The organism is Cupriavidus sp. USMAHM13, assembly GCF_001854285.1.
GTDB classification, from domain to species: domain Bacteria; phylum Pseudomonadota; class Gammaproteobacteria; order Burkholderiales; family Burkholderiaceae; genus Cupriavidus; species Cupriavidus malaysiensis.
Window position 1 is genome coordinate 4,034,123 of sequence record NZ_CP017751.1, and the last position, 26,059, is coordinate 4,060,181.

Annotated in this window: 28 protein-coding genes; 12 read left to right on the forward strand and 16 right to left on the reverse strand. The window is 64.9% G+C overall.

Annotated features, from left to right (window positions below):
- Nucleotides 1–801 precede the first annotated feature (801 nt).
- Complete coding sequence (locus tag BKK81_RS17805) at nt 802–1,119, forward strand: ArsR/SmtB family transcription factor (protein ID WP_071015659.1); 318 nt, start codon at nt 802–804, stop codon at nt 1,117–1,119.
- A gap of 67 nt (nt 1,120–1,186) precedes the next feature.
- Here the strand turns inward: BKK81_RS17805 and BKK81_RS17810 are convergent, their stop codons facing one another.
- The 11 genes from BKK81_RS17810 to arsH all read right to left on the reverse strand — a co-directional run bounded on the left by BKK81_RS17810 (nt 1,187) and on the right by arsH (nt 11,039).
- Nucleotides 1,187–2,395 carry an MFS transporter gene (locus tag BKK81_RS17810; RefSeq protein WP_071015661.1) on the reverse strand — a complete coding sequence of 403 codons (1,209 nt, stop codon included), beginning with the start codon at nt 2,393–2,395 and terminating at the stop codon, nt 1,187–1,189.
- Nucleotides 2,396–2,516: 121 nt separating this feature from the next.
- Nucleotides 2,517–3,596, reverse strand: coding sequence for an ACR3 family arsenite efflux transporter (arsB, locus tag BKK81_RS17815; RefSeq protein ID WP_071015663.1), 1,080 nt, complete (start codon nt 3,594–3,596; stop codon nt 2,517–2,519).
- Nucleotides 3,597–3,599: 3 nt separating this feature from the next.
- Nucleotides 3,600–4,094, reverse strand: coding sequence for an arsenate reductase ArsC (locus BKK81_RS17820; RefSeq protein WP_071015664.1), 495 nt, complete (start codon nt 4,092–4,094; stop codon nt 3,600–3,602).
- 34 nt (nt 4,095–4,128) lie between these two features.
- Complete coding sequence (locus BKK81_RS17825) at nt 4,129–4,623, reverse strand: arsenate reductase ArsC (RefSeq protein WP_071015666.1); 495 nt, start codon at nt 4,621–4,623, stop codon at nt 4,129–4,131.
- A 10-nt stretch (nt 4,624–4,633) separates the two neighbouring features.
- Nucleotides 4,634–5,125, reverse strand: coding sequence for an ArsI/CadI family heavy metal resistance metalloenzyme (locus BKK81_RS17830; RefSeq protein ID WP_071015668.1), 492 nt, complete (start codon nt 5,123–5,125; stop codon nt 4,634–4,636).
- Nucleotides 5,126–5,137: 12 nt separating this feature from the next.
- Nucleotides 5,138–5,467 (reverse strand): ArsR/SmtB family transcription factor, encoded by a 330-nt coding sequence (locus BKK81_RS17835; RefSeq protein ID WP_071015670.1) that lies wholly within the window; start codon nt 5,465–5,467, stop codon nt 5,138–5,140.
- Nucleotides 5,468–5,672: 205 nt separating this feature from the next.
- Nucleotides 5,673–6,473, reverse strand: a complete 801-nt coding sequence (locus BKK81_RS17840) for a sulfite exporter TauE/SafE family protein (RefSeq protein ID WP_083384162.1) — start codon at nt 6,471–6,473, stop codon at nt 5,673–5,675.
- Between the two features lie 70 nt (nt 6,474–6,543).
- Nucleotides 6,544–6,918: a winged helix-turn-helix domain-containing protein gene (locus BKK81_RS17845; protein ID WP_231907942.1), complete on the reverse strand. Its 375-nt coding sequence runs from the start codon at nt 6,916–6,918 to the stop codon at nt 6,544–6,546.
- 116 nt (nt 6,919–7,034) lie between these two features.
- On the reverse strand, nt 7,035–9,521 hold the full coding sequence (locus BKK81_RS17850; RefSeq protein ID WP_071015672.1) for an arsenate reductase (azurin) large subunit: 2,487 nt from the start codon (nt 9,519–9,521) through the stop codon (nt 7,035–7,037).
- 15 nt (nt 9,522–9,536) lie between these two features.
- The gene (locus BKK81_RS17855; protein ID WP_071015674.1) at nt 9,537–10,058 is read right to left on the reverse strand and encodes an arsenate reductase (azurin) small subunit; all 522 of its coding nucleotides are present in this window, start codon (nt 10,056–10,058) and stop codon (nt 9,537–9,539) included.
- Between the two features lie 261 nt (nt 10,059–10,319).
- Nucleotides 10,320–11,039: an arsenical resistance protein ArsH gene (gene arsH / locus BKK81_RS17860; RefSeq protein WP_071015676.1), complete on the reverse strand. Its 720-nt coding sequence runs from the start codon at nt 11,037–11,039 to the stop codon at nt 10,320–10,322.
- Between the two features lie 66 nt (nt 11,040–11,105).
- Here arsH and arsN2 point away from each other — a divergent pair, with 66 nt between their 5' ends.
- Nucleotides 11,106–11,543 (forward strand): arsenic resistance N-acetyltransferase ArsN2, encoded by a 438-nt coding sequence (gene arsN2 / locus BKK81_RS17865; protein WP_071015677.1) that lies wholly within the window; start codon nt 11,106–11,108, stop codon nt 11,541–11,543.
- 70 nt (nt 11,544–11,613) lie between these two features.
- Here arsN2 and BKK81_RS17870 read toward each other — a convergent pair whose 3' ends face one another.
- From BKK81_RS17870 to BKK81_RS17880, 3 genes are read right to left on the reverse strand one after another with little or no spacing between them, the layout of a single operon-like run.
- The gene (locus BKK81_RS17870) at nt 11,614–11,955 is read right to left on the reverse strand and encodes an ArsR/SmtB family transcription factor (protein WP_071015679.1); all 342 of its coding nucleotides are present in this window, start codon (nt 11,953–11,955) and stop codon (nt 11,614–11,616) included.
- Between the two features lie 54 nt (nt 11,956–12,009).
- Nucleotides 12,010–12,432, reverse strand: coding sequence for an arsenate reductase (glutaredoxin) (arsC, locus tag BKK81_RS34410; RefSeq protein WP_083384163.1), 423 nt, complete (start codon nt 12,430–12,432; stop codon nt 12,010–12,012).
- Complete coding sequence (locus BKK81_RS17880; RefSeq protein ID WP_442873385.1) at nt 12,429–13,502, reverse strand: ArsO family NAD(P)H-dependent flavin-containing monooxygenase; 1,074 nt, start codon at nt 13,500–13,502, stop codon at nt 12,429–12,431. The genes arsC and BKK81_RS17880 overlap by 4 nt, the downstream gene beginning before the upstream one ends.
- A gap of 1,715 nt (nt 13,503–15,217) precedes the next feature.
- Here BKK81_RS17880 and paaG point away from each other — a divergent pair.
- The 3 genes from paaG to paaK all read left to right on the forward strand — a co-directional run bounded on the left by paaG (nt 15,218) and on the right by paaK (nt 17,963).
- On the forward strand, nt 15,218–16,030 hold the full coding sequence (gene paaG / locus BKK81_RS17885; RefSeq protein WP_083384165.1) for a 2-(1,2-epoxy-1,2-dihydrophenyl)acetyl-CoA isomerase PaaG: 813 nt from the start codon (nt 15,218–15,220) through the stop codon (nt 16,028–16,030).
- Nucleotides 16,031–16,158: 128 nt separating this feature from the next.
- Nucleotides 16,159–16,560: a hydroxyphenylacetyl-CoA thioesterase PaaI gene (gene paaI, locus BKK81_RS17890; RefSeq protein WP_071016607.1), complete on the forward strand. Its 402-nt coding sequence runs from the start codon at nt 16,159–16,161 to the stop codon at nt 16,558–16,560.
- Nucleotides 16,561–16,658: 98 nt separating this feature from the next.
- Nucleotides 16,659–17,963, forward strand: a complete 1,305-nt coding sequence (paaK, locus tag BKK81_RS17895) for a phenylacetate--CoA ligase PaaK (RefSeq protein ID WP_071015684.1) — start codon at nt 16,659–16,661, stop codon at nt 17,961–17,963.
- Between the two features lie 16 nt (nt 17,964–17,979).
- Here paaK and mltA read toward each other — a convergent pair whose 3' ends face one another.
- Nucleotides 17,980–19,128 carry a murein transglycosylase A gene (gene mltA / locus BKK81_RS17900; protein WP_071015686.1) on the reverse strand — a complete coding sequence of 383 codons (1,149 nt, stop codon included), beginning with the start codon at nt 19,126–19,128 and terminating at the stop codon, nt 17,980–17,982.
- 103 nt (nt 19,129–19,231) lie between these two features.
- Here mltA and BKK81_RS17905 point away from each other — a divergent pair, with 103 nt between their 5' ends.
- A complete protein-coding gene (locus tag BKK81_RS17905; protein WP_071015688.1) occupies nt 19,232–19,432 on the forward strand; it encodes a hypothetical protein in 201 nt (66 codons plus the stop codon).
- Between the two features lie 58 nt (nt 19,433–19,490).
- On the opposite strand, the gene apaG is transcribed toward BKK81_RS17905, so the two are convergent.
- Nucleotides 19,491–19,865: a Co2+/Mg2+ efflux protein ApaG gene (gene apaG / locus BKK81_RS17910; protein WP_071015691.1), complete on the reverse strand. Its 375-nt coding sequence runs from the start codon at nt 19,863–19,865 to the stop codon at nt 19,491–19,493.
- 162 nt (nt 19,866–20,027) lie between these two features.
- Between apaG and rpe the strand changes: the two genes are divergently transcribed.
- The 6 genes from rpe (at nt 20,028) to trpC (ending at nt 26,051) form a co-directional block, all read left to right on the forward strand.
- On the forward strand, nt 20,028–20,741 hold the full coding sequence (gene rpe / locus BKK81_RS17915) for a ribulose-phosphate 3-epimerase (protein WP_071015693.1): 714 nt from the start codon (nt 20,028–20,030) through the stop codon (nt 20,739–20,741).
- Nucleotides 20,738–21,460 carry a phosphoglycolate phosphatase gene (gene gph, locus BKK81_RS17920; RefSeq protein WP_071015695.1) on the forward strand — a complete coding sequence of 241 codons (723 nt, stop codon included), beginning with the start codon at nt 20,738–20,740 and terminating at the stop codon, nt 21,458–21,460. The genes rpe and gph overlap by 4 nt, the downstream gene beginning before the upstream one ends.
- A 486-nt stretch (nt 21,461–21,946) precedes the next feature.
- A complete protein-coding gene (trpE, locus tag BKK81_RS17925) occupies nt 21,947–23,473 on the forward strand; it encodes an anthranilate synthase component I (protein WP_071015703.1) in 1,527 nt (508 codons plus the stop codon).
- A 26-nt stretch (nt 23,474–23,499) separates the two neighbouring features.
- Nucleotides 23,500–24,084 carry an aminodeoxychorismate/anthranilate synthase component II gene (locus BKK81_RS17930; RefSeq protein WP_071015704.1) on the forward strand — a complete coding sequence of 195 codons (585 nt, stop codon included), beginning with the start codon at nt 23,500–23,502 and terminating at the stop codon, nt 24,082–24,084.
- A 74-nt stretch (nt 24,085–24,158) separates the two neighbouring features.
- Nucleotides 24,159–25,196 carry an anthranilate phosphoribosyltransferase gene (trpD, locus tag BKK81_RS17935; protein ID WP_071016609.1) on the forward strand — a complete coding sequence of 346 codons (1,038 nt, stop codon included), beginning with the start codon at nt 24,159–24,161 and terminating at the stop codon, nt 25,194–25,196.
- 51 nt (nt 25,197–25,247) lie between these two features.
- Nucleotides 25,248–26,051, forward strand: coding sequence for an indole-3-glycerol phosphate synthase TrpC (trpC, locus tag BKK81_RS17940; RefSeq protein WP_071015706.1), 804 nt, complete (start codon nt 25,248–25,250; stop codon nt 26,049–26,051).
- Nucleotides 26,052–26,059: the final 8 nt, after the last annotated feature.

A 26,059-nucleotide genomic window follows, 5' to 3' on the forward strand; every position in this document is an offset into this window, starting at 1 on the left:
TCTTCACCTACCCATACTCTTTCCACGGCCAGAAGAAGCATGCAAATAAATCACACACTTCTTCACTTAATGCCCGAATTTTTTGGTATTGGACACCACCTAGAATATAAGAAAAATACTAATTTCTTATTCTTTCCGATTTGGCATAGCCCAGCCCCCGTATATCGGAATTCGCGCTACTCTGTCGGCATCGATTCAAATAGGCAGTCAGGAGGAACTGATTTGGAAGATGGGATCGATCTATCATCGGCGACGCAACAAGATCTTCTGCGCTACGCTATGAGTGTCCTAGGCTTCACACGCAAGCAGTTTGCTGATCGAATTGGTACAACAAAGCGCGCGCTCGATAACTGGCTCACGCCCAGCACATCGACAGAGAACCGGGAGATGCCAGAAATGGCGCGACGATTCATTCTTGAACTGCTACCCCGAGAGGTCGCTCTTCCGACGACATGTCCAAACTGCGGCTGGACAGAGGGGTTGGTGGGCCTTTGCCCAGACGCCATAGGACAACGCTCGACTAAGATAGACGTTGGCTCCCCGAGCAGCACAGAGCAAGAGCGTTGAACAATAGGACCATCGCGCAGCTGGCGATGACTTGGACTCGGATGTACCGACAGATGAAGCTGCGGCCAACTGCCGCCAGTCCGATATGACTCGGAGCGTCATACATGGCGCCATGCATGCAGGGCATTGCGGCATCGTCTCGGACCACCCACTAGCTAGGCCATTGCTAGTCACGACCGATTGATCAATACACAGGTACCCTCGCCTCTGCAAACACGTAGCGACTACCACCCAATGAAAAGTGACGCCGCCGTCAATTCCCTGGCCGCGCTGGCACAGCCCTCGCGCCTGGCCAATTTCCGCCTGTTGGTCCGCGCCGGCCTCACCGGCCTCTACGCCGGACGGATTGGGGAGGCGCTTGGCCTGCCGCCGGCCACCCTCTCATTCCATTTCAAGGCACTCTCGCACGCCGGACTCATCGCGAGCCACCAGGAGGAACGAAATGTCCTCTATCGGGTGCAGTTCCCGCCGATGAAGGAGTTGATCGACTTCCTGATGGAACACTGCTGCCAGGGTGACGCTAAAGGCCGCGTCGCACCGGGAGTCGTATAGACTCCCCGCGGCAAAACAAGGACGCCTGGTGGGCGGAGCCGCTAGCGCCTACCTGCCGGCTGCAGCCTCAGGCCTCCGCCTGGCGCGCGGTGTTTGCCACCACGCGTTTCGTCGAACGAGACTGCGTAGCCCAAATCAGGAGGCCGAGCGAGAGTAGCGCGAGGCACAGCAGGAGCAGTACGCGCCCGGTGAACGCCATCCCGCTCGATGCCACCGCGGCGAAGCCAACTGGCGCCAGCGCCATGGACAATTGCGTCGGCCGCGCCAACTTGCCCAGCAACGAGCCAACCGGGACCTGAGGAAACAACTCGGCTGGAAGCAGCCCCCGGACGATGGTCAGCAAGCCATTGCTCAGGCCGTAGCAGCAGGCGAAGACGATGCCCAGCCAGATGGTGCCTTGGCTACAAGCCAGCAAGGTGAGTGCCACGGCTAGCAAGCCCACCGAGATCCAACCGACCTTGGCAGCCGAAAGCCGCTTCGCAAAAGCCAGTTCCAAAACACGCCCAGTCACCTGCATCGGGCCGATGAGGCTAGCGACCATCACCGCCTGCCCAACACTCAAGCCACCCGCTTGGAGCAACGTCAGCAGGTGAACAGAAAGCGCACCAAACACCATCATGGCGGCGGCAAACGCGCAAGCGAGGAGGTAGAAAGGCTTGCGCGCAATCTCAAGCGAGACGCCAGGAGCGGAAGCGCCGGCCGCCGCCTTGGTCGCCGAGCGCCCGGCCATGCGAGGCAAGACGAATGTGTGAAGGGGCAGGCAGATGGCCAGTTGCATCACCGCATACACCATCAGGGTGTGCCGCCAACCTAGCTCACCGCTGAGGAAGGTCGTCAGCGGCCAGAAAACGGTACTGGCAAAGCCACCGAACAAGGTCAGCGTGGAAACGCTGCGGCGGTAACGCGCGGCGTCGATCTGATGGAGTGTGGCGAAGGCGGGATCGTAGAGCGCCATCGGCATGGCCAGCCCCGCCAGCGCCCAGGCCAGGTAGACCGTCCACAGGTTGCCTACGCCAGCCATGGCGAGCAATGCCGCCGCCGCGGCAATCGAGCCCATGCAAAGCACGCGCTTCCCGCCAAAGCGGTCGATCGCCTTGCCAACCCGTGGTGCCGTCAGCGACGAGGTGAGCATCGCCAATGTGAAGGCGCCGAAGATCTCTGGCTGGCTGAGGTGCAATTCCGCCTGGATCGGCTTGGACAGCACGGCAAAGGAGTAGTACAGGCTTCCCCAGGAGGCGATCTGCGCGAAGCCCAAGGCAGGAATCACGTAGATCATCTGACCCGGTCGTCCGGTAGCAATGGGTGTCGTCGCCCTGTCGTTCGTCATGGCTGTCTACGGAAATGAAGCGCCCGGCAATAGCCGGGCGCGCAAGCATGGAAGGGGACGGCCCTAGCGATCAGGCCCGGGCACCTCGCTCATACCATTGCTGAGAGCGATTGACGATGCTGACGACCAGCAACATCACCGGCACTTCGATCAAGACGCCCACCACCGTTGCCAGTGCTGCGCCCGACTTGAAGCCGAACAGGCTGATCGCCGTGGCCACCGCCAGCTCGAAGAAGTTGCTGGCGCCGATGAGGCTGGACGGACCCGCCACGCAGTGGGCCACACCCATCTTCCGGTTCAGCAGGTAGGCCAGGCCGGAGTTGAAGAAGACCTGGATCAGGATGGGCACCGCCAGCAGCGCGATGACCAGCGGCTGATCGATGATCGCCTTGCCCTGGAACGCGAAGAGAAGAACCAGCGTCAACAGCAGCGCAGCGATGGAGTATGGCCCCAGGTGTTGCACCACGCGCTGGAAGTGCGCAACGCCTTTGGCGAGCAACATCTTGCGGATCACCTGCGAGATGATGACCGGCACCACGATGTACAGGGCGACCGAGGTCAGCAGCGTATCCCAAGGCACGGTAATCGATGACAGGCCGAGCAGCATTGCCACCACCGGCGCAAAGGCGACCACCATGATGGCGTCGTTCAGCGCCACCTGCGACAGCGTGAAATACGGATCGCCCTTGCAGAGTTGGCTCCAGACGAAGACCATCGCCGTGCAGGGCGCCGCCGCCAGCAGGATGAGGCCTGCCACGTAGCTGTCGAGCTGCTCCGCCGGCAACATCGGTGCAAACACATGGCGGATGAAGAGCCAGCCCAGCAATGCCATGGAGAACGGCTTGACTGCCCAGTTGATGAACAGCGTCACCCCGATCCCACGCCAATGGGATTTGACCTGACCCAGCGCGCCGAAGTCGATCTTGACCAGCATCGGAATGATCATGACCCAGATCAGGATCCCCACGGGAAGGTTCACCTGGGCGTACTCCATCTTGCCGATCGCTTGAAACAGGGCTGGCAATGCCTGTCCGAGCGCGATCCCGGCCACGATGCAAAGGGCGACCCAGACGGTCAGGTACCGCTCGAAGAAGCCGATGGCCGGCTTCGTGGAGACCTGGGCGGAAGAGGTGGCGTTTTGCGTGGTCATGGCTCAGCTCTGCGAAATGCGCTGCAGCGCGTCTTGCAGCTCAGCATCGCTCATCTCTTCGAGCGGCAGCAGCAGCAATTGCAGCATGCGATATGCGATGGCCTGGCGCGTCAGCTCGAAGGCGACCCGCTTGCCATCGTCGCCGCCTTGCGCGTTCGACGGATCGGCATAGCCCCAATGCACTTTCACCGGGCTTCCCGGCCAATAGGGGCATTGCTCCGCCGCCGCGCTGTCGCAGACGGTGATGACGACCCGCATGCGCGGGGCGTCGTCCGCCACGAACTCATCCCAGCTCTTGCTGCGATAGCTGGCCGTGTCAACGTCAGCATTTTCCAATGCCTCGATCGCAAACGGGTTGATGCGCCCGCTCGGCGCGCTGCCGGCGCTGTACGCGCGGACATCGCGGCCGAGCCGCTTCGCCAGATGATTGAGCATGCCCTCGCTCAGCACGCTGCGTGCCGAGTTGTGGGTGCAGAGAATCAGGACGTTCGTAGTCATGGAAAAGTACAGATAAAAATCGAATGGGGACGCGTCAGCTTTTGCCGATGTCGCGCACGGCCTTCTGCAAGGCGACCGTATCAAGCTTGGGAATCGGCAGCGACAGGAACAACTCGATGCGCCGCTTCAGCGTGATGGCGACCTCGTTGATCAGCGCATGCTTCTCGGCGTCGGTGCCTTCGCAGGCGGCCGGGTCCGGCACGCCCCAGTGCGCCGTCATCGGCTGGCCTGGCCACACCGGGCACACTTCGCCGGCGGCCTTGTCGCACACGGTGAAGACGAAATCGAGTTCCGGCGCGCCGTCCTGGGAGAACTCGTCCCAGCTCTTGCTGCGGAATCCCGTCGACGGCAACCCCAGGTGCTCCAGGGTCGACAGGGCGAGCGGATTGACGACGCCGGTCGGGTGGCTGCCCGCAGAGTAGGCCCGGAAGCGCCCCCTACCCAGATGGTTCATCAAGCCCTCGGCCAGGATCGACCTGGCCGAGTTTCCGGTGCAGATGAACAGCACGTTATAGGTCTTGTTGTCCATGCTTACCTCCTCAGCAGCAGGACGATTTGGCCGTCACGGCGACGCCGATGGGCTTGCCCTGAGGCGCGCGCGGCGCGCAGCAAGCCGATTCGGCAGCCGAGGCAGCGGGCGCTTCGGCAGGCCGGCTTACGCCGAAGACCGGCACGTTGCCCAGCGTGTGGAACTGCTCCCAGGCGATGCCCTGCGGGTCGGTGATCCAGTGCTTCTCGCTGCGTGCGTAGCAGCAGGTGGTCTCTCCCTCGTCCAGCAGCGCCATATCGGCCGCCTCCGCACGCGCCTTCAGCTCGGCGAGTTCGGCCGCATCGTCGGTCTGGAAGCCAAGGTGGTCCAGGCCCGCCTGGGTGCCGCGCGTCGAGATCGCGAAGTTCACCCGCGGATCCTCGAGCATCCACTTCGCGTAGTCTGATTCGATCCGCGTCGGCTCTGCCGCGAACAGCTTGGAGTAGAAGGCGATGCTTTTGCCGAGGTCATCGACGTGGACATGGACGTGAAAGCGCTTCATTTGATCCCTCCCTTAACACTCGCAGACACCGCCGACAGCGGTGGTTTCCAGGTGAGGCTCGCCCTGGCAGCAGTTCGCCGTCAGGAAGCCCAGTAGTGCGTTCATATGCTCGTACGCCGCCCGATAGATCAGGTGGCGACCGTCGCGCTCCTGCAGGACCAGGCCCGCGTGCATCAATTCCTTCAGGTGAAAGGACAAGGTTGCGCCGGGCACCCCCAGGTGCGCCGCAATTGCTCCGGGTGTCAGGCCTGTGTGGCCGGCCACCACCAGCAGGCGGTAGACCTCGAGGCGCAGCCCGTGGGCTAGCGCGGCAAGTGAGCGGATGGCGTCTCGTTCTTCCATGATTCGATATTAGTGGAACCATGGAATCTTTGCAAGTTCCAATACGGCACTCGTTGACCGTCACGGTAAGGGTGCGTGATGACAATACCGTGACAGCACCACACAAAACAGGAGACTACGCTATTGCCACACTCCTGGCCCTCTGGACCAATTTCTCGCCCGCGGCCCTATGCAGGGGAAGGCAGCCACTGGGGCATCGATTCATTCAGGCATGGCGCCAGACCTTGAGCGCCGACAGCACGAGAATAGCTGCCAGCAATGGGAGTAGGAGCGCCGTCGACACGACCCCAAGCAGCAGCCCACCAAGGTAGGCGCCACCAATCGACCCCGCTGCCATGAAAACGACAAACGCGCGATTTCGCATCAGCACACTGAAACTCTGATCGCGGCTATAGCGTGAGAACGCCGACAACATCGTTGGCAGACTGATCGCAAGACTGAGACTTCCTGCCAGCTTCAAATCCAGGCCAAAAAGAAGTGTCAGCGTGGGGATCAGGAGTTCGCCGCCCGCGACGCCCATGATCGCTGCGACAACACCAATCCCAAAGCCTGCGGCGACGCCAGAGATCACCTGCAAGGTGCCAGGCTTGAAGAGCGCTTCGTGCTGCCCCGCATGATGGCTCAGCAAAAGAACCGCTGCCATCGCCAACAGCAGGATGGCAATGACCTTATAGAGCATCTCCGAGCGCATCCGTGTCGCCCAGCTCGCGCCGCACCAAGCCCCGAGAATGCTCCCCGCCAGCAGGTTCGCGATCACGGGCCAGTGGTCTACGACCGATGCCATCGGCACCGCTTGGGTCCGAAACGGCAGAGCGAATGCAACGACGACCAGGCTCATCGCCTTATTCAGGATCACCGCCTCGAGTGGAGGGAATCTGAAAGCCCCGATCAACAAGGGAAGTCGAAACTCTGCGCCACCTAGCCCAATCAGGCCACCCAGCGCTCCGACGGCAGCTCCGGCTCCCGTCGCTGCGGCGCGACCTCGCGCCTGGATATTGGTATCCATTGGATCTCATTGTGGAAGTCGTTATGCCAATTCTGGCATAACGACTCTCGCGCTTCAATGCCTACCAGGCCTAGCTCACGAGAGCCCGGATGATGTCGAGTCCTGGATGCGCGGCAGCTTTGCAGGCGGCCTCGATCTCGTCGTACGCGCGAATCAAGGCGGCGCCTGCATCGGTCACCTTTGCGCCACCACCGCCCTTGCCGCCCGCAATGCTTTCCAAGACAGGATTGGGGAGATTGCGATTCAATGCATCGACCAAAGCCCAGGCACGGCGATAGCCCATGCCAAGCGACCGGGCTGCCGCGGAAATGGAACCGTGTGCCTCGATCGCACGAAGCAAGTCAATTTTCCCCGGACCGATGATGAAGTCATCGGTGACGGCAATGCGCGGTCGAATGATTGTGGGCATGATCTCGGTGCGGGCGGAGAAGGGCATGAAGATCATAGCAACCGCCTGCCCCGGACCTTTCGCGCGACGCGCGCCCACGCGTACGTGATGACCGGTCGGGGACCTACCGGCCCCCGACCGTCGATACCACCTGAGCGCAACAACTCACCGACCTAGGCGCTATCGAATCGCCGTCGCTTGAAGCTAACGCTGTCCTTGTACTCCTGGCTGCTGCCCACCCGGCGCAGATCCGCCCAGGTGCCCTTGTAGTAAGGCACGACATTGCGGTCGGTCCAGGGCGTGGTCACGTTGCCGACGATGCCGTTGTAGTGGGCAAACTGCATGAAGGCCTGGTTGTGCTTGATGTCGGGCTCCAGGTAGGCCAGTGCATAGGTCGTGCCGTAGTCGTTGAACACCTCGACCACGTCGCCCGAAGCAATGCCGAGTGGACGCGCGTCCTCGGGGTTCAGCTCCAGGTAGGCCATCGGCACCCGCGCCCGCACGAACTCGTTGTACTGATCGTGGTACATCGTCTGCCAGACCTCGTTGACACGGCCGTTGTTGATCCAGAAGTGGTACTTGGCCTTCTGCGCCTCGACCGGCTTCGGCAAGCCGGGCCAGGTCGCCGGCTTGAACTCGGCCTTGCCGTCGGCCGTATCGAACTTGCCCTCGGTGTAGAGCATTTCCGTGCCGACCAGCTTGCCGTCTTGATAGGCCTTGGCCGGCAGCTGCACGCCGTTGTTGCCCATGGCACGCAAGCGTTCGTAGGTCACCAGGTTGCCGGTGCCGCCGCCTTGGCTGTCGATGGGGCTCGCGCCGGGCTGCCCGGCCTGGCGGAAGCCGTCGTTGAAGGCATCTTCCTCGCTGCGCCAGTCGAAGCCGTCGAAGCGGGCGGCCATGTCCTGCTTGCCCTCGGCCTGGTAGAGCCGCTTCAGCGCATTGGCGATATCGGCGGCGATCAGGCAATCCGGGCGGGCCGTCCCCGGCGGATCCATGAAGCGCTGCGACAGGCGCATGCGGCGCTCGCCGTTCATCGACGTCAGGTTCATCTCGCCGGGGTGCGCGGCCGGCAGCATCAGGTGGGCGCCGTCGGCCAGCATGGTCGGGTAGAGGTTGATGTTGACCAGGAACAGCCCACCCTTGCTCTTCACGGCGTCGTAGACCGCGTCGGCCATCTGCGGTACCGAGGCGCCGCGCAGGCGCCCCATCGCCTCCCGCACGATCGCCGTGCGGCGCAGAATCACGGCGCGGTGCTCCTGCGCATTGAGCGTGGTCTGGAACGGATTGGCGCCCCAGGCCGTGTACATCATGCCCTTGCCGTGGATGATCTCCTGGTCCACATAGATCTTGGTCTTGCCGGGATAAGGCGGCCGCGCGTATCCCTCCTGGTGGCCGCCCATGCGGACCACGCCCGTCCCGCGCCGGCCCACGTTGCGGGTTGCCAGCACCAGGTCGACCAGCGCCGACTGGATCAGGTAGTTGTCGTTGCCCCAGATGATGCCTTTCTCGTAGGCGTGCATGGTGTGCGGCCGGTGGCCGGACGCCTTGGGCTTGTAGGCCCATTCGGCCGCGCGCCGCAGGCGCCCGACGGGCACGCCGGTGATCCGGCTGGTGTCCTCCAGTGACAGGTGGTTCGCACGCAGGGCCGCGTCGAATCCCTTGGTGTAAGCGTCGATGAACTCCTTGTCGTGCCAGCCCTGGTCGACCACGTAGGTCAGCAACCCGTCGAACAAGGCAATGTCGGTACCCGGTTCGATGTCGAGGTGCAGCACGTTGTCCTTGCCGGCCGCCTGCTCGGCCACGGCGATGGTCGTCGTGCGCCGCGGATCGACGAAGATCACCTTGGCCGGCGCGATGCTCTCGCCGGGGAAGCGCTGCTTGCGCTTGTCGACGGTCTGGCCCTGCAGGTTGGGCAGCCAGTGCGCCAGGAAGTAGTTGGTCTGCGTCTCGTAGGAGTTGCAGCCGATGGCGACGATCACGTCCGCCAGTTCGGCGTCCTCGTAGCTGTTGTTGAGCTCACCGATGCCCATCTCGCGCGTCGCGTGGCATTCCGAGTTGTACGCGGGACGATTGTGGATCCGTACCAGCGGCGTGCGCAGTGCCGTGAACATCAGCTTGCCGGTTCCCCAGGTATTCTCGAAGCCGCCGCCGGCGCCGCCATGGTCGAAGCAGTCGAAGGCGAGTTCGCCCGGGCCATCGCGATCGAGAATCCGCTTCGTAACCCCCGCGTAGAGCGCCAGCGCATCGTCCCAGCCCGTATCGACCCACTGATCGGCCAGGTAGAGACGCGGGCCGCGCAAGCGGGCGCGGCCGACGCCATCGGGGTTGAACATCACCTTGGCGAGCTGCCCGCCACGCGTCGACGACAGCCCCTTGTTCACGCTGCACTGCTTGTCGGGCACGATCAGGATATTGTGCCGGCTGCCATCGCGATCGGTGACCGTGTTCTGCATGTTCGGCGTCATGATCACGGCCAGCGGCGGCAACTGCTTGCGAAAGTCCAGCCCCAGGGCGTTCTGGCCCGGCGCCCGCCCTCCCTCGCTGTTCTCCGGCCATTTGTAGACGTGGTAGCCGCAGCCGACGATGCAGAAGTGGCAGGTCAGATCCGTCCGCTGCGCGTTCACCGGGGGCAGCGCAACCCGGTCCTTGTTGGTAGCCATGACGGTACGCTCCCCTTACAACAGGTTGGCTTGCCGACCGTAGATCAGCCCCTCGACGCCGACGGCCCGGAAGGTGCCGTCGCTGGCGTTGTACTCGAGCTGCACCCGCGGGAGGTTCTCGGTCGCCTGGCCCGACACCATCTGCCCGGACTTCTCCGGATCGAAGATGCTGAAGTGGCACGGGCACTTGAAGGTGCGCGCCTTGGCGTCATAGGCGACAGGACAACCCATGTGGGTGCACAGCGTGCTGTAGGCGACCACGTCATGGTCCGGTCCTGCGCCACCCGGCACCGGCACGCCCATCTTGATCACCGCACAGGGCGACGAGGCATCCGGATAGGAAAAGGCGACCGGCGTGTTTACCTGGAGTTTCGCCAAGCGCGCGACCGCGCGGGTCGGGAACGGCAAGGCCGTGCGTCCAAGGTCGGCGGCTGGGGGCGATGCTGCTTGCGCCGAACCCGGTACATTACCAGCGACGCTGAGGCCGGCCGCTGCGCCGCCGGTGGCCTTGAGGAACTGCCTGCGTGAAATCGACATGGTTGCCCCCTCCAGACAGAACGAAACCCCGGCCATCGGCGACGCAGATCACCGACGTGCCGTGGTCGTTGGCATGGGGGCGGCGCTTGCCGAGCGACCGCGGCCCATCTCGGGCCGCGCGGCGTTGATAGCCGATATTTTCAGAAATATAGAAATTATCTAGCCCAACGGGACGGCAAATGCACGCTGCGATGCGGCATTCTCGCCGCTCAGCGTTGACGCGATTGGCCGAGGGCACGGCCAATCGCCACAAGGTGCTGTTCAGGACGTCTGCGATGCCTTCGCCAAGTCACGGGCTTGCTGCTTTTGCGCCGCGTCCCTTCGTTCGCTATAGCGATCGGTCAGGTAGTCCGACTTGTCACGCAGCAGAAGCGTGAACTTGACCAGTTCTTCCATCACGTCGACGACGCGGTCGTAGTAGGAGGACGGCTTCATCCGACCCGCGTCATCGAATTCCTCGAAGGCCTTGGCGACGGACGACTGGTTGGGGATGGTGAACATACGCATCCAGCGACCGAGGACACGCAGCGCGTTCACCGAGTTGAAGGACTGGGAACCGCCCGACACCTGCATGACGGCGAGCGTGCGGCCTTGCGTCGGCCGAATGCCTGCGCTCTCCAACGGCAGCCAGTCAATCTGCGTCTTGATAATGCCGGTGATCGTGCCGTGCCGTTCCGGGCTGCACCAGACCTGGCCTTCCGACCAGTTCGAAAGCTCGCGCAACTCGACTACCTTCGGATGGTCTGCCGTGGCGGTATCCGGCAATGGCAGGCCCCGTGGGTCGAAGATGCGCGTTTCGGCACCGAGCGCGCGCAGGATACGGGCGGCCTCTTCCACCAACAGGCGGCTATAGGAGCGTTCACGCAGGGAGCCGTACAGCAGCAGGATCCTCGGCGGGTGCGTCGAGAGCGGCTGGGACAGCGCGGCAGGTTGAATGGGGTGGAACTGCTCCACATCGACGTTCGGCATAGTGTTGTCCATTGGCATCTCCTTTGATTCGATTATAATAGAAATATCGAATCGATACCGAGACCGGGAGAGTACGCAGTGTCTGTTATCTATCGAAAGGCCACTCATGCCGACCTGTCGGCGATCACCACCCTTCTCAACACGGCAAAGTTGCCCCTCGAAGGGGTCGTGGATCACATCGGTGACTTTCGCGTCGCGGTCACAGCAGATGGTGTATTGGTCGGCTGCGCGGGGATGGAACGCTACGGCACCATCGCGTTGCTGCGGTCGGTTGCCTGCGCCCCTGCCTATCGGAATGCCGGCCTAGCGGGCGCCCTGATCGGCGAGATCCTTGGCGATGCGAAACAAAGTGGCGCGATCGAGGTGTACCTGCTAACTACGACAGCGCCTCGGTACTTCGATCGTTTGGGCTTCGAGGAGATTTCCCGGGAGAAGCTACCCGTCGCATTGTCGCCCTCCCGCGAACTCCAAGGGGCGTGCCCCGCTCAGGCGATTGCGATGCGGCTGGCTCTTTGAAAGCGTCAGCCGCAATCCAGCGCTAAGGTGTGCGGCGGTTAGTGCCGTAGGTAATGCAAGTCGGAAATGCTCAGGCGGCGACCGTCTTGCATTTGGCCTTCGTGGCGGGCTGACACGCTGCCGTATCTGCACCTTGGCAGCAGTTTTCGGTCAGGAAGTCGATCAGCGAGTTCATGTGCTTGATCTCAGGCACGTAGTAGACGAAACGCCCCTCCTGACGGGAAGACACCAGCCCCGCGTGCGCCAGTTCCTTCAGGTGAAAGGACAACGTGGCACTCGCCAGGTCAAGTGCCTCCTGAATGACACCAACGCTCAGGCCTTCCGGGCCCGCGATCACTAGGCGGCGGAAAATGCTTAGGCGTGTGGACTGGGCCAGCGCCGACAGGGCTTTAATGGCGTCTTTTTCCTTCATGGGACGGCAGGACAATCAGGTCGGAGCGACGATTCTAACGTCTTTGAGATAACACTACCTCACGCGATGGCCTTGCGCGTCAAGCACTACCTCTCCATCCTCCTTCGTGAACGCTCCTTGCTGCGGCTGCGGCAGTATTTCCAGCACGACTTCCGATGGGCGACACAGCCGCACGCCCAGCGGGGTTACCACGAACGGGCGGTTGATGAGGATCGGGCGTGCAAGCATCGCATCGAGCAAAGCATCGTCGGTGAGCTCGGGGTTGCCTAAGCCCAGTTCCGCGTGGGGGGTACCTTTTTCGCGCAGGGCTGCGCGCACGCTGAGTCCCGCGCGCTCAATGAGCGAGATCAGCTCATCGCGCGAAGGCGGTGTCACGAGGTATTCGATGACGGTGGGTTCAATGCCCGCGTTGCGGACCATGGCGAGGGTGTTGCGGGACGTCCCGCACGCCGGGTTGTGGTAGATGGTGACGCTCACGCTCTTGCTCCGATTTGCAAGTTGGAAAGATAAGTCTGGATTTCACTCGCCGTGTCACGCGCGCTGCGCATTACCCCGATCAGCGTGGCGGAGGCAAAGCCGGTCCACTCGCCATAGCCGACCAACCATAGTCGAGGCTCACGCACACTGCGCGAGCCCTTGGTTTCGATGGTACCGTCTGGACGGGCCAGGCCGAGTGCATCGAGATGGCCAAGCGCGGGCCGGAAGCCCGTACACCACACGATCGCATCGATACTCTCGTGATCACCATTAGCCCAGACGACGCCCTGTGCCGTGAGTCGGGCGAAGGGCCGGACACTATGCAGCACGCCACGGTCGCGCGCCTCTTTGACCGGCGGCACCATCACGACGTCCCCTAAGCCGCCCACGGGAAACGGGTCTGGCTGGCCCTCCATCCGCGCGCGCCAACGCGCGGTAGCACGCTCAAACAAGACTCGTCCGTCAACGTCGTCGGGCAGGCAGAGCGGTTCGGTCAGCGTCACCCAGGTCGTCTCCGCGACGCGGGAGACCTCCGCCAGAATCTGCGCCCCTGAGTTGCCGCCACCCACGACCAGTACGCGTTTTCCCCGCAGCACGTCTGGGTTGCGATAGTGGGCCGAATGGATCTGTAAACCCTCGAACAACTCCCTACCGGGATAGGTCGGAATGTAGGGGCGACTCCAAGTGCCGGTTGCGCTTACGACCACTTGGGCTAGCCACGTGCCGCGATCGGTCGACACCTCCAATCCGTGAGCAAGCCGGCTGACCGACTTAACCTTGACTGGACGATGGATGGTGAGTTGGTAGCGCCGCTCGTACTCGGCGAGGTAGTGAACAACGTGCTCGCGGGAAGGATATGGCTCCGGGGACGGAGGCATCAGCCAGCCAGGCAACGAACTCCACTGCGCGGGCGAGAACAGGTGCAGCGAATCCCAGCCATGCTGCCATGCTCCGCCCGGTGCAGGCTGGTCATCAAGTATCTCGAAGGAGATTCCCGCTCGGCGCAGGAAATAGGCGGTAGCCAGCGCTGATTGCCCGCCGCCCACCAACACGACATCGACTCGGTTCACCGGCAAATTCTCCTTCGGATGAGATCACGCCCTTGCGATACCCCGCGCGAGCGCGATCATTATCCATGACGGGCGTGATGATCACGAGATGGCGCATCGCCAGATAATTCAGGCTGCTTCGAAATGACAGCAACCGGAACTGCCAGACGCGTCGAGTCCACTATCTGCTGACGCGGGTAGTTTGATCTGAGGTAAGGAGTCGCACGCTGTAGCTCTATCTGCATCCGTCGGCAAAGCCATGCACTGCGGGCAGTACGGTGCCCGGTGGCGACGAATGGAGGGCGCTGCTGCGGATTCGCTCCTATCGTGTGGTGGTACCCACGATACAAGACGCTGGACGCAGCCATGCGGGCCGGAAGAGGCGGGAGGCGAAGGCACTGCGCAGTGAAGTCGAGACCTTCGTGCGGAGCGCCTCCCGGGCAGCGCGCTTACCGTGCGCTGTCGATAATTGCGCCACCGTCAGGCGTAAGGCTGTATGAGATCACTCAGAAGGCACGTGGGCTGGGGCCGGCGATGGAGGCGCTCACGGCTTGGTGGAACGAATATGGACGGAGCGTGCCAGTGAAGACCACGTCGCGTGGGCGCAAAGCCAAAGTGGCCAAGGCAAAGGCGGGATGACAATGGCGCCAGTCGTGCCGCCAAATGGCGGGGGCGACCCCGCTGAGTTGCTCCAAAGCGTTCGCAAATGCGTTGGACGTTTGCTGTTTGTCGGTCGCGTGTTCGTAGGGCGGTAGCTGCAGAGCATCCGCTTGAGGCTGTCTGAAACAGTCATCGGATGGCGGCCACGCTAACGCCTTGTTCAGTTCCAGAACGTTGCCCGTAGCCACTTCGGGCTTGTTCCGAGGTAGGGCGCACTTCGTTGCGCCGCAGAGTGCATACAAAATCACTCTGAGCGGCTACCCAACTTCGGATGAGTTTGCTTCGCAGAAAGGTCCACATCTCTTTCATCGCCCGCCCCCCCCGCCATGTCAGATCCGCTAACTCATTGTGGAAAAAGGGATTCTTGGAGACGAGATCGGGAGGGATTCCTGCGGAGTCCAGAGTTAAGTGGACCAAGTTCTGAGTTGAGTAAATCTCGACAACGGAGTTTCAGCTTCCGCGATGTCCAATGTGCGCATAGTGCAGTCCGCACTTCATCGCTACAGCAACAATCAGGAGTCGGCCGGGATGCGAAACCGGGCTTTCGCTCACCATTCGGACCGTATCTTCTCTGCATACAACATCGAGTCTAGCGGTTGAGATACCCAGAGCCCAAACGCGTCTACTGTTCCGGACACAGCACTAGGACGTGGCTCATAGGCTTGGATTGCATCAATGACTACTTTTTCGCATGTAGTCCGCTCTGCCTGAGCCAGGTCGGCAACACGTACGTACTGAGATTCAGTTAGGTCGATCAGCAATCTTTTCATAGATACTCTTCACGCCTCTAAGCCACCAGTGATCTTCCTAGGCTAGTCAAAGTTAGACGTCTCTGCCCAACACTAGGGTAAACGCTCAGAATTTGGTGCGAAGGCTGCCTAAAACTCTGAAAACCGTGACGTTCCTCTCGCGTGAAATGGCGCACGACACCTCAGCCAGGAAAAATAGTGCTACCATTTTCCGACCGACTGGTCGGTTAATTTATCAACCGCCGACACCTGCCTACAATCGAGTTGGCAGGACGGGGCGCACGGCCGCGCCCCGGCAAATAGAACAGAACACCGGCAGGAGACGCCATGCGAGACACGCCCCCGCAGACCACGCTCAATGATGGTCCCGTGCTATTGCGCTGGCACGGCCAGGTTGCCGTGCTGACGTTGAATCGCCCGGACAAGCTCAACAGCTTTACCCGCCAGATGCACGCCGCGCTGCAGTCCGCGCTCGACCTCGCCGAGGCCGGCGGCGCCCGCGCCCTGCTGCTGACGGGGTCCGGACGGGGCTTCTGCGCCGGGCAGGACCTGGCCGATCTCGACTTCACCCCCGGGCACATGAGCGATCTGGGGGAATTGATCGATTCCTGCTTCAATCCACTGATCCGCCGGCTGCAGGCGCTGCCGCTGCCGGTCATCGCCGCGGTCAACGGCACCGCCGCCGGCGCGGGCGCGAACCTGGCGCTGGCCTGCGACATCGTACTGGCGGCTCGCTCGGCCAGCTTCCTGCAGGCCTTCGTCAAGATCGGGCTGGTGCCGGATTCGGGCGGTACCTGGTTCCTGCCTCAGCGGGTCGGCATGGCCCGCGCGCTCGGGCTGGCCCTGACCGGCGACAAGTTGTCGGCCGAGGATGCCGAGCGCTGGGGCCTGATCTGGGAGGTGATGGACGACACCCTGCTGGCCGAACAAGCCCTGGCCCTGGCCACGCAGCTGGCGGCCCAGCCGACCCGCGCCCTGGCCGCCATCAAGCAGGCCATGCGCGCCGGCGCGACGCAGACGCTCGACGCCCAGCTCGACCTGGAGCGCGACCTGCAGCGCGAACTGGGCGCATCCCACGACTACGCCGAGGGCGTCAACGCCTTCCTGGCCAGGCGCACACCGCGCTTCACCGGCGCCTAGCCGCCGGCCTCGCGCAGCACCGGCGTCTGCGCTGCGCACCTCGATCCGCCCATCCACCGCTCCAAGGAGATCGCTTGACCTCATCCACAGAAGCCGCCCAGGCACTCGCCGAAGCCGCGGCCGCCAGCATGTACGAGGCCGATGCCTGCAGCCGCTGGCTCGGCATCGTGGTCGAGGCGGTCCGCCCCGGCTACGCCCGCCTGTCGATGCCCGTACGTCCAGAGTTCCTCAACGGCCACGGTATCTGCCACGGCGGCCTGATGTTCACGCTGGCCGACTCGACCTTTGCCTTCGCCTGCAACAGCCACAATATCAACACCGTAGCGGCCGGCTGCAGCATCGAGTTCCTCAAGCCTGTGCACGGTGGTGACGTGCTGTGCGCCGAGGCGGTCGAGCAGACGCTGTCCGGCCGACACGGCATCTACGATGTCCGTCTCAGCAATCGCGCCGGCGAGACGGTGGCAATGTTCCGCGGCAAGTCCGCGCAGATCAAGGGCCACGTGGTGCCGCCGCCCGCCGAGGCCGGCTGAAATCGGCTGAAATCGGCTGAAATCGACAGAAGCCGGCGGAAGCCCCCGCGCCACCCCCCCCTCCTTACGATAACCCGCACCGAAGCGCAGGAGACACCATGAGCACGCGCCTGACCGATCTGCCCCTGGAGCCGATCGAGACCGCCAGCCGCGACGCATTGCAGGACTTGCAGTTGCAGCGCCTGAAATGGTCGCTCGATCACGCCTACCGCAACTCGCCGGTGTACCGGCGCAAGTTCGACGAAGCCGGCGTGCACCCCGATGACCTGCGCTCGCTGGCCGACCTGGCGCGCTTTCCCTTCACCACCAAGCAGGACCTGCGCGACAACTATCCCTTCGGCATGTTCGCCGTGCCGCAGGACCGGGTGGCCCGCATCCATGCCTCCTCCGGCACCACCGGCAAACCCACGGTGGTCGGCTACACGCTGCAGGACATCGATACCTGGGCCACGGTGATGGCGCGCTCGATCCGTGCCGCCGGCGCGCGCCGTGGCGACAAGGTCCACGTCAGCTACGGCTACGGGCTGTTTACCGGCGGCCTGGGCGCGCACTACGGCGTGGAAAAGGCCGGCCTCACCGCCATCCCCTTCGGCGGCGGCCAGACCGAGCGCCAGGTGCAGTTGATCCAGGATTTCAAGCCCGAGGTGATCATGGTCACGCCCAGCTACATGCTGGCGCTGGCCGACGAATTCGAGCGCCAAGGCATCGACCCGGCTTCCACTTCGCTCAAGGTGGGTATCTTCGGCGCCGAGCCCTGGACGCCCGAGATGCGGCTGGCACTGGAAAAGCGCATGGGCATCTCGGCGGTGGACATCTACGGCCTGTCCGAGGTGATGGGGCCGGGCGTGGCCAACGAGTGCGCCGAAACCAAGGATGGCCCGACCATCTGGGAAGACCATTTCTATCCGGAGGTGATCGACCCGATCACCGGCGAGGTGCTGCCGGATGGTGCGTTCGGCGAGCTGGTCTTCACCACGCTGAGCAAGGAAGCGCTGCCGGTGGTGCGTTACCGCACGCGCGACCTGACCCGGCTGCTGCCCGGTACCGCGCGCCCGGCGTTCCGCCGCATGGAGAAGATCACCGGCCGCTCTGACGACATGATGATCATCCGCGGCGTCAACGTCTTCCCCTCACAGATCGAGGAACTGATCCTCAAGCATCCCGAACTGGCGCCCCACTACCAGTGCGTGCTGGGCAAGGAAGGTCCGCTCGACACCCTGACCGTGCGCGTCGAGTGCGCGCACGGCGCGGTCCCTGCCAACACCGGCGAGGCCCGCGCCAGGCTGGCCCACGACATCAAGGCCTTCATCGGCGTGACGGCGAGCGTGGACGTGCTGCCCGAAGGCGGTGTCGAGCGCTCAGTGGGCAAGGCCCGCCGCATCGTCGACCAGCGTCCGCGCTGAGCGTTGCGCGCCGCGCTCAACTGCGTGGCATCAGCACCCACATGCGCCCGGCCTGCTTCATGCGGCCGGCGGTCTCCCCGGCGGCATCGCCCGCCCCCCAGAAGAAGTCGGCGCGCACCCCGCCCTTGATGGCGGTGCCGGTGTCCTGGGCGAACATGAGCCGCTGGATCGGCTCGCTCGACAGCGGCCGCGTGGTCGACAGGAAGACCGGCACGCCCAGCGGGATGGTGGCCGGATCGACCGCGATCGAGCGCTCCGCCGTCAACGGTACTCCCAGCGCGCCCACCGGCCCCTCGTTGGTCGGCGCCAGCTCGCGGAAGAAGACGAAGCGCGGATTGACGTTGAGCATCTCGTCGACCCGGCCCGGATTGGCACGCGCCCAGGCCTTGATGCCCTGCATGGTGGCCTGGGCCGGCGTGATTTCGCCGCGGTCCAGCAGCCATTTGCCGAAGGATCGGAACGGATGGTCGTTGGTGCCGCCGTAACCGACCCGCATCAGCGTGCCGTCGGCCAGGCGGATGCGGCCCGAACCCTGGATCTGCAGGAAGGCAGCCTCGACCGGGTCGTCCACCCAGGCCAGCTCCTGGCCGCGCAGCCCCGGGTTCTGCAGCAGTTCGGCGCGCGCCGGCAGCGCGCGGCCGTTCCATTGCGGCGGCTTGCGGTACAGCGCGACCTGGTAGGGCCCCTGGCGCGTGCGCGAACCATGGAGGATGGGCTCGTAGTAGCCGGTGATCAGGCCGGAGTCGGAGCCATCGCCGTTGACCACACGGTAGGGCTGGAAATAGGTCTCGAAATAGCTGCGCATCGCGCCCAGGTCGCCGGCGTCGACCATCAGGCCGGCCGAGCAGGCGCGGTTCCAGTCCGCGCGCTTCTTCAGTACCTGGCAGCTTTCCTGCAGCGCCGGCCAGGCGGCGCGCACGTCGTCCTGCTGCCAGCCGGCGACATCGTTCCAGTCGACCGCTTGCAGCCGGCCCTTCTGCGACGACGCGGCCGGCGGCTGGCCGGGCGTGCCGGGTCCCTCGACGCGGGGCGGCGGACCGCTCATGCAGCCGGCCAGCAAGGCCGCGCCGGCGGCCAGGGCCAGCCAGGCTCGCGTGCGCGCTGATGGCAGCACTGGACGCTGCCAGGAGAAACGGGGAAAGGAAGAAAAATCCGGAGTTGCCATCTTGCTCTGTTCAATCGCCGGCCCGCGCGATCCGATGCGCCACCGATGTCCTACAATGCCCAGCGTCCTGTCATCCAACCACGCCCCCGGCACGGATCACGCCATGAGTGCATTCCTCGAAGCCCATCCCATGCTGCTGTTCGCCCTGGAAGCCGGCGTGGCATTGTTCCTGCTGATCTTCATCGTGGTCTGGACCATGGGCACCGCCAAGAAGCATCCCCGCCCGACCCGCGCACCGGCCGATCACCCTTCGCGCAGCGGCCAGCCCGCGCAGCCTGGAGAGGACAACGGCGGCGCCCGATAGGTTCCGCGCGCCGCGCCGGCGGCATCGTGCGCGCGGCGCGGAATCCGCGCCGGCCGACTCAATGCAGCATGCGCGGCAGCACCAGCGCGAACTCGGGAATCGGCACCTCGAAGCGGTGGCCGTCCTCGGCCACGCAGAAGTAGTCGCCCTTCATCGAGCCCACCGGGGTGGAGATGGTGGCCCAGCTGGTGTATTCGAAATGCTCGCCCGGCTTGAGCAGCGGCTGGTGCCCGACCACGCCGAGGCCGGACACTTCCTGCGTGCCGTTGTCGCTGTCGGTGATGATCCAGTGGCGCGAGATCAACTGCGCGGCCACCTCGCCGGTATTGTGGATGGTGATGGTGTAAGCGAAGGCATGGCGCCCGCGCTCGGGATCGGACTGCTCGGGCAGGTACTGGGTGCGTACCGCCACGGAAAACGCGTACTCGCTCATCGTCTGGGGCGTCGGGCCGAGGAAATGGGTAGCCGCATTGTGCGGCAAGGCACCCGGGGCGGCAAGCGCGGCGCCGGACGGGCATGGCCGGCGCCCGCGGCGCCGGCAGCGTAAAATGGCGGCGGTTCCCTCGTTTTATCGCCAATTCCCCACGCCGCCGCCATGAGCACGCCCACGTACCGCATCGCCCCGTCCATCCTGTCCGCCGACTTCGCCCGCCTGGGCGAGGAAGTCCGCCGCGTGACCGAGGCCGGCGCCGACTGGATCCACTTCGACGTGATGGACAATCACTACGTGCCGAACCTGACGGTCGGCCCGATGGTGTGCGAAGCCATCCGCCCGCACGTGACGGCACCGATCGACGTGCACCTGATGGTGCGTCCGGTCGACCGCATCATTCCCGACTTCGCGCGCGCCGGGGCCAACATCATCACCTTCCACCCCGAGGCCAGCGACCACGTCGACCGCTCGCTGGCACTGATCCGCGACCAGGGCTGCCAGGCCGGCCTGGTGTTCAACCCGGCCACGCCGCTGCACCATCTGGACCATGTGATGGACCGCCTCGACGTGATCCTGCTGATGTCGGTCAACCCCGGCTTCGGCGGCCAGTCCTTCATCCCCGAGACGCTCAACAAGCTGCGCGCCGTGCGCGCCCGCATCGACGCCTATGCCGAGCGCACCGGCCGCACCATCCTGCTGGAAGTCGACGGCGGCGTGAAGGTCGATAACATCGCCGAGATCGCGGCAGCCGGCGCCGACACCTTCGTGGCCGGCTCGGCGGTGTTCGGCAAGCCCGACGCCGACGGTGGCTACCGCGGCGTGCTGTCGGCCCTGCGCGCCGAACTGGCCAAGGTCCCCGCGCAGGCAGCCCGATGAGCGCCGCACAGCCGGCGCGCCGCGACTGGAGCGGCATCCGCGGCGTGATCGTCGACCTCGACGGCACCATGGTCGATACCGCAGGTGACTTCCACGCCGCCGTCAATGCCATGCTGGGCGCGCTCGCGCGCCTGCACCCGCACCTGCCGGCGCCGGCGCCGCTGACGCGCGAAGCCATCGTCAGCTTCGTCGGCAAGGGCTCGGAGAACCTGATCCGGCGCGTGCTCGACGCCCGCTTCACGCCGGCCCACGCCAACGGCCTGTTCGCCGACGCGCTGGCGCTGTACGACCGCGAGTACCTGCGCATCAACGGCCAGTTCTCGCAGGTCTACGCGGGTGTGGCCGAAGGCCTGGCGCGCCTCAAGGCCGCCGGGCTGCGCCTGGCCTGCGTGACCAACAAGCCCTACAGCTTCACCGAGCCGCTGCTGGCCAAGACCGGGCTGGTCCGGTATTTCGAGCTGGTCTACGGTGGCGACGCCTTCCCGCTGCGCAAGCCGGACCCGCTGCCCCTGCTCAAGGTGGCCGAGGCCTTCCGCCTGGAGCCGGCGCAGATGGCAGCCATCGGGGACTCCGAGAACGACGCCCAGGCGGCCCGCGCGGCCGGCATGGGAGTGCTGCTGGTGCCCTATGGCTACAACCACGGCAACCCTGTACAAGGCGTCGACGCCGATGGTATAGTCGGCACCATTGCCCAGGCGGCGTCCCTGTTGACGGCGTAGTGGGCATGACCGAAGCCGGTCCCGGCGCATGGCACACGTATTGCACGGATTGCAGTGCGCGGCAGACCGGCCTTCGCTTACCTCCGTCGCAGAACACGACACATGTTTCTGAATCGCAAACGCATCTCTTCTGGCAGTGATCGGCAGGCCTGGCCCTGGCGTCGCTGGCGCGCCTCCCAACAGGCGTAAAGTGCGTTCGCGAGTCTCCTGAGAAGCTTCCCTACACGCGGAAGGTTTCGCCAGGCCGGCAGCAGCCGGGCAATCCCAGCCATACCCCTCTCGCCAGCCGCCCGTAGCCAACGCCGCAGCAATCGGCTACGTTTGGTCCACGAACGCACCGCACGCCCCACCAGGCCGTGTGCGGTCTTGTTCGCAAGTCTTCCGCACCACGGCAAGCCACCGGGGCCGGCGACCGTATCGCCTGCCCCTCCCGCCGTACCATGGCGCCGCCGCCCGGCAGCGGGCGCGCCGCCCACGAGGATGGACATGACCGAGCTCGAATTCAAATCGCTGGCCGACCAGGGCTACAACCGCATCCCGCTGATCGCCGAGGCCTTCGCCGACCTGGAGACGCCCCTCTCGCTCTACCTGAAGCTGGCCCAGTCGCAGACCCGCGGCATCAACACCTTCTTGCTGGAATCGGTAGTCGGCGGAGAACGCTTCGGCCGCTATTCCTTCATCGGCCTGCACGCCCGCACGCTGCTGCGCGCCTACGGCGAGCGCACCGAGGTGGTGACCGACGGCCGAGTGGTGGAGACGCATGAAGGCAACCCGCTGGACTTCATCGCCGACTTCGAAAAGCGCTTCAAGGTGGCGCTGCGCCCCGGCCTGCCGCGCTTCTGCGGCGGCCTGGCCGGCTATTTCGGCTACGACGCGGTGCGCTATATCGAGAAGAAGCTCGCCGCCACGCAGAAGGCCGACGACCTCGGCCTGCCCGACATCCAGTTGCTGCTGTGCGAAGAGCTGGCGGTGATCGACAACCTGTCGGGCAAGCTCTACCTGATCGTCTACGCCGACCCGAACACACCCGAGGCCTATCCGCGCGCCCGCGCCCGCCTGCGCGACCTGCGCATGAAGCTGCGCCAGCCGGTGGACCTGCCGGTCACCAGCCCGTCGGTGCAGACCGAGGTCTTCCGCGAATTCGACAAGGCCGACTATCTGGCCGCCGTCCACCGCGCCAAGGAGTACATCATGGCCGGCGACATGATGCAGGTGCAGATCGGCCAGCGCCTGACCAAGCCCTACCGCGACGCGCCGCTGTCGCTGTACCGCGCGCTGCGCTCGCTGAACCCCTCGCCGTACATGTACTTCTACAACTTCGGCGACTTCCAGATCGTCGGTGCCTCGCCCGAGATCCTGGTGCGCCAGGAGACCCGCCGCACCGGCACCGCGAACAACGGCGGCGAAGTGCGCGAGGAGCGCGTCATCACCATCCGCCCGCTGGCCGGCACCCGCCCGCGCGGCAATACGCCGGAGAAGGACGCCCAGCTCGCCACCGAACTGCTCAACGACCCCAAGGAAATCGCCGAGCACGTGATGCTGATCGACCTGGCGCGCAACGACATCGGCCGCATCGCCGAGACCGGCAGCGTCAAGGTCACCGACAAGATGGTGATCGAGAAGTACTCGCACGTGCAGCACATCGTCAGCTCGGTCGAAGGCCGCCTCAAGGACGGCATGACCAATCTCGACGTGCTGCGCGCCAGCTTCCCGGCCGGCACGCTGTCGGGCGCACCCAAGGTGCGCGCGATGGAGATCATCGACGAGCTGGAGCCGCGCAAGCGCGGCATCTACGGCGGCGCGGTGGGCTACCTGTCCTTCGGCGGTGAAATGGACCTCGCCATCGCCATCCGCACCGGCATCATCAAGGACGGCAACCTCTACGTGCAGGCGGCCGCCGGCATCGTCGCCGATTCGGACCCCGAAGCCGAATGGCGCGAGACCGAAGCCAAGGCGCGCGCGGTGATCCGCGCCGCCGAGCAGGTCCAGGATGGCCTGGACTCCGACATCTGACCCGGAACAGGACAGGAGAAACGGCCATGCTGCTGATGATCGACAACTACGATTCCTTCACCTACAACCTCGTGCAGTATTTCGGCGAACTCGGCGCCGACGTGCGCACCTTCCGCAACGACGAGATCACGCTGGACGAGATCGAGGCCCTCGGGCCCGACCATATCTGCGTCTCGCCCGGCCCCTGCAGCCCCAGGGAAGCCGGCATCTCGGTGGCCGTGCTGCAGCACTTCGCCGGCAAGGTGCCGCTGCTGGGCGTGTGCCTGGGCCACCAGGCCATCGGCGAGGCCTTCGGCGGCAAGGTGATCCGCGCCAAACAGGTCATGCACGGCAAGGTCAGCACCATCGAGACGACCCAGCAGGGCGTGTTCGCCGGGCTGCCCAGGCACTTCGACGTCACGCGCTATCATTCGCTGGCAATCGAGCGCGAGACCCTGCCCGACTGCCTGGAAGTGACGGCCTGGACGCCGGATGGCGAGATCATGGGCGTGCGCCACAAGACCCTTGCGGTCGAAGGCGTGCAATTCCACCCCGAATCCATCCTGTCCGAGCACGGACACGCGCTGCTGGCGAACTTCCTCAAGGCGGGCTCGGGCGAGGTACGGCGATGAAGCTGACCGATCCCGCCGCCGGCGCCGGCCCGCTCGCGCAACTGGAACCTGCCAACCATCCGAACGAGAGCCCCATGTCCATCACCCCGCAGGAAGCGCTGACGCGCTGCATCGAACATCGCGAGATCTTCCACGACGAGATGCTGCACCTGATGCGGCAGATCATGCAGGCGCAGGTCTCGCCGGTGATGGCCGCCGCCATCCTGACCGGGCTGCGCGTGAAGAAGGAAACCATCGGCGAGATCTCCGCCGCGGCCCAGGTGATGCGCGAGTTCGCCAACAAGGTGCCGCTGCCCGCCGACGTGGCGCGCGGCAACTTCGTCGACATCGTCGGCACCGGCGGCGACGGCTCGCACACCTTCAATATCTCCACCGCCTCGATGTTCGTCGTGGCCGCGGCCGGCGCGCGCATCGCCAAGCACGGCAATCGCGGCGTCAGCTCCAAGTCGGGCAGCGCCGACGTGCTGGAGGCGCTCGGCGTCAACATCCTGCTGACGCCGGAACAGGTCGGCGAGTGCATCGAGCAGACCGGCATCGGCTTCATGTTCGCGCCGACCCACCACCCGGCGATGAAGAACGTGGCGGCGATCCGCAAGGAGATGGGCGTGCGCACCATCTTCAATATTCTCGGCCCGCTGACCAATCCGGCCGGCGCGCCTAATATCCTGATGGGCGTGTTCCACCCGGACCTGGTAGGCATCCAGGTGCGCGTGATGCAGCGCCTGGGCGCCGAGCACGCGCTGGTGGTGTACGGCAAGGACGGCATGGACGAGGTCTCGCTGGGCGCCGCCACCATGGTCGGCGAACTGAAGGACGGCCAGGTGCGCGAGTACGAGATCCACCCCGAGGACTTCGGCCTGAACATGATCTCCAACCGCGGCCTGAAGGTGGCCGACGCGCTGGAGTCCAAGGCCATGCTGATGGAAGCGCTGGGCAACGTGGCGGGCACGCCGCGCGAGATCGTCTCGCTGAATGCCGGCACCGCGCTGTACGCCGCCAACGTGGCCAGCTCGATCGAGGACGGCATCGCGCGGGCGCGCGAGGCCATCGCCAGCGGCGCGGCGCGCGAGAAGCTCGACCAGTTCGTGCGCGCCACCCAGCAGTTCCAGTAAAACACGCGCGCCGCCCCCGCCCGCGCGGGAGCGGCGGCAGAGAGTCAAGCCATGTCCGATATCCTGCAGAAGATCCTGGCCGTCAAGGCCGATGAAGTCGCCGCCGCGCGCAAGCAACGCGACCTCCACAGCCTGCGGGGCGAGGCCGAAAGCCTGCGCCACGAGGCAGGCCTGGCGCCGCGCGGCTTCGAGCGCGCGCTGCGCGCCAGGATCGGCGCCGGCCAGGCCGGCGTGATCGCCGAGGTCAAGAAGGCCTCGCCGTCCAAGGGCGTGCTGCGCGAGCACTTCGTGCCCGAGGCCATCGCCGAGAGCTATGCCGGCCACGGCGCGGCCTGCCTGTCGGTGCTGACCGACGTCAACTTCTTCCAGGGCCACGCCGACTACCTCAAGCGCGCCCGCGCCGCCTGCGAACTGCCGGCGCTGCGCAAGGACTTCATGGTCGACCTGTACCAGGTCTACGAAGCGCGCACCTGGGGGGCGGACTGCATCCTGCTGATCGTGGCGGCACTCGACCCGGGCCTGATGGCCGAGCTGGAAGCCTGCGCCCACGAACTGGGCATGGACGTGCTGGTGGAAGTGCATGGCGAGGACGAGCTGGAGCGCGCGCTGCGCCTGAAGACGCCGCTGCTGGGCATCAATAACCGCAACCTGCGCACCTTCGAGGTCTCACTGGACAACACCATCGGCCTGCTGCCGCACATCCCGGGCGAGCGCCTGGTGGTGACCGAATCCGGCATCCTCGGCCAGGCCGACGTGCAGCGCATGCGCGATGCCGGCGTGCACGCCTTCCTGGTCGGCGAGGCATTCATGCGCGCCAAGGATCCGGGCGCCGAGCTGGCACGGCTGTTCGCCTGATCAGCGCG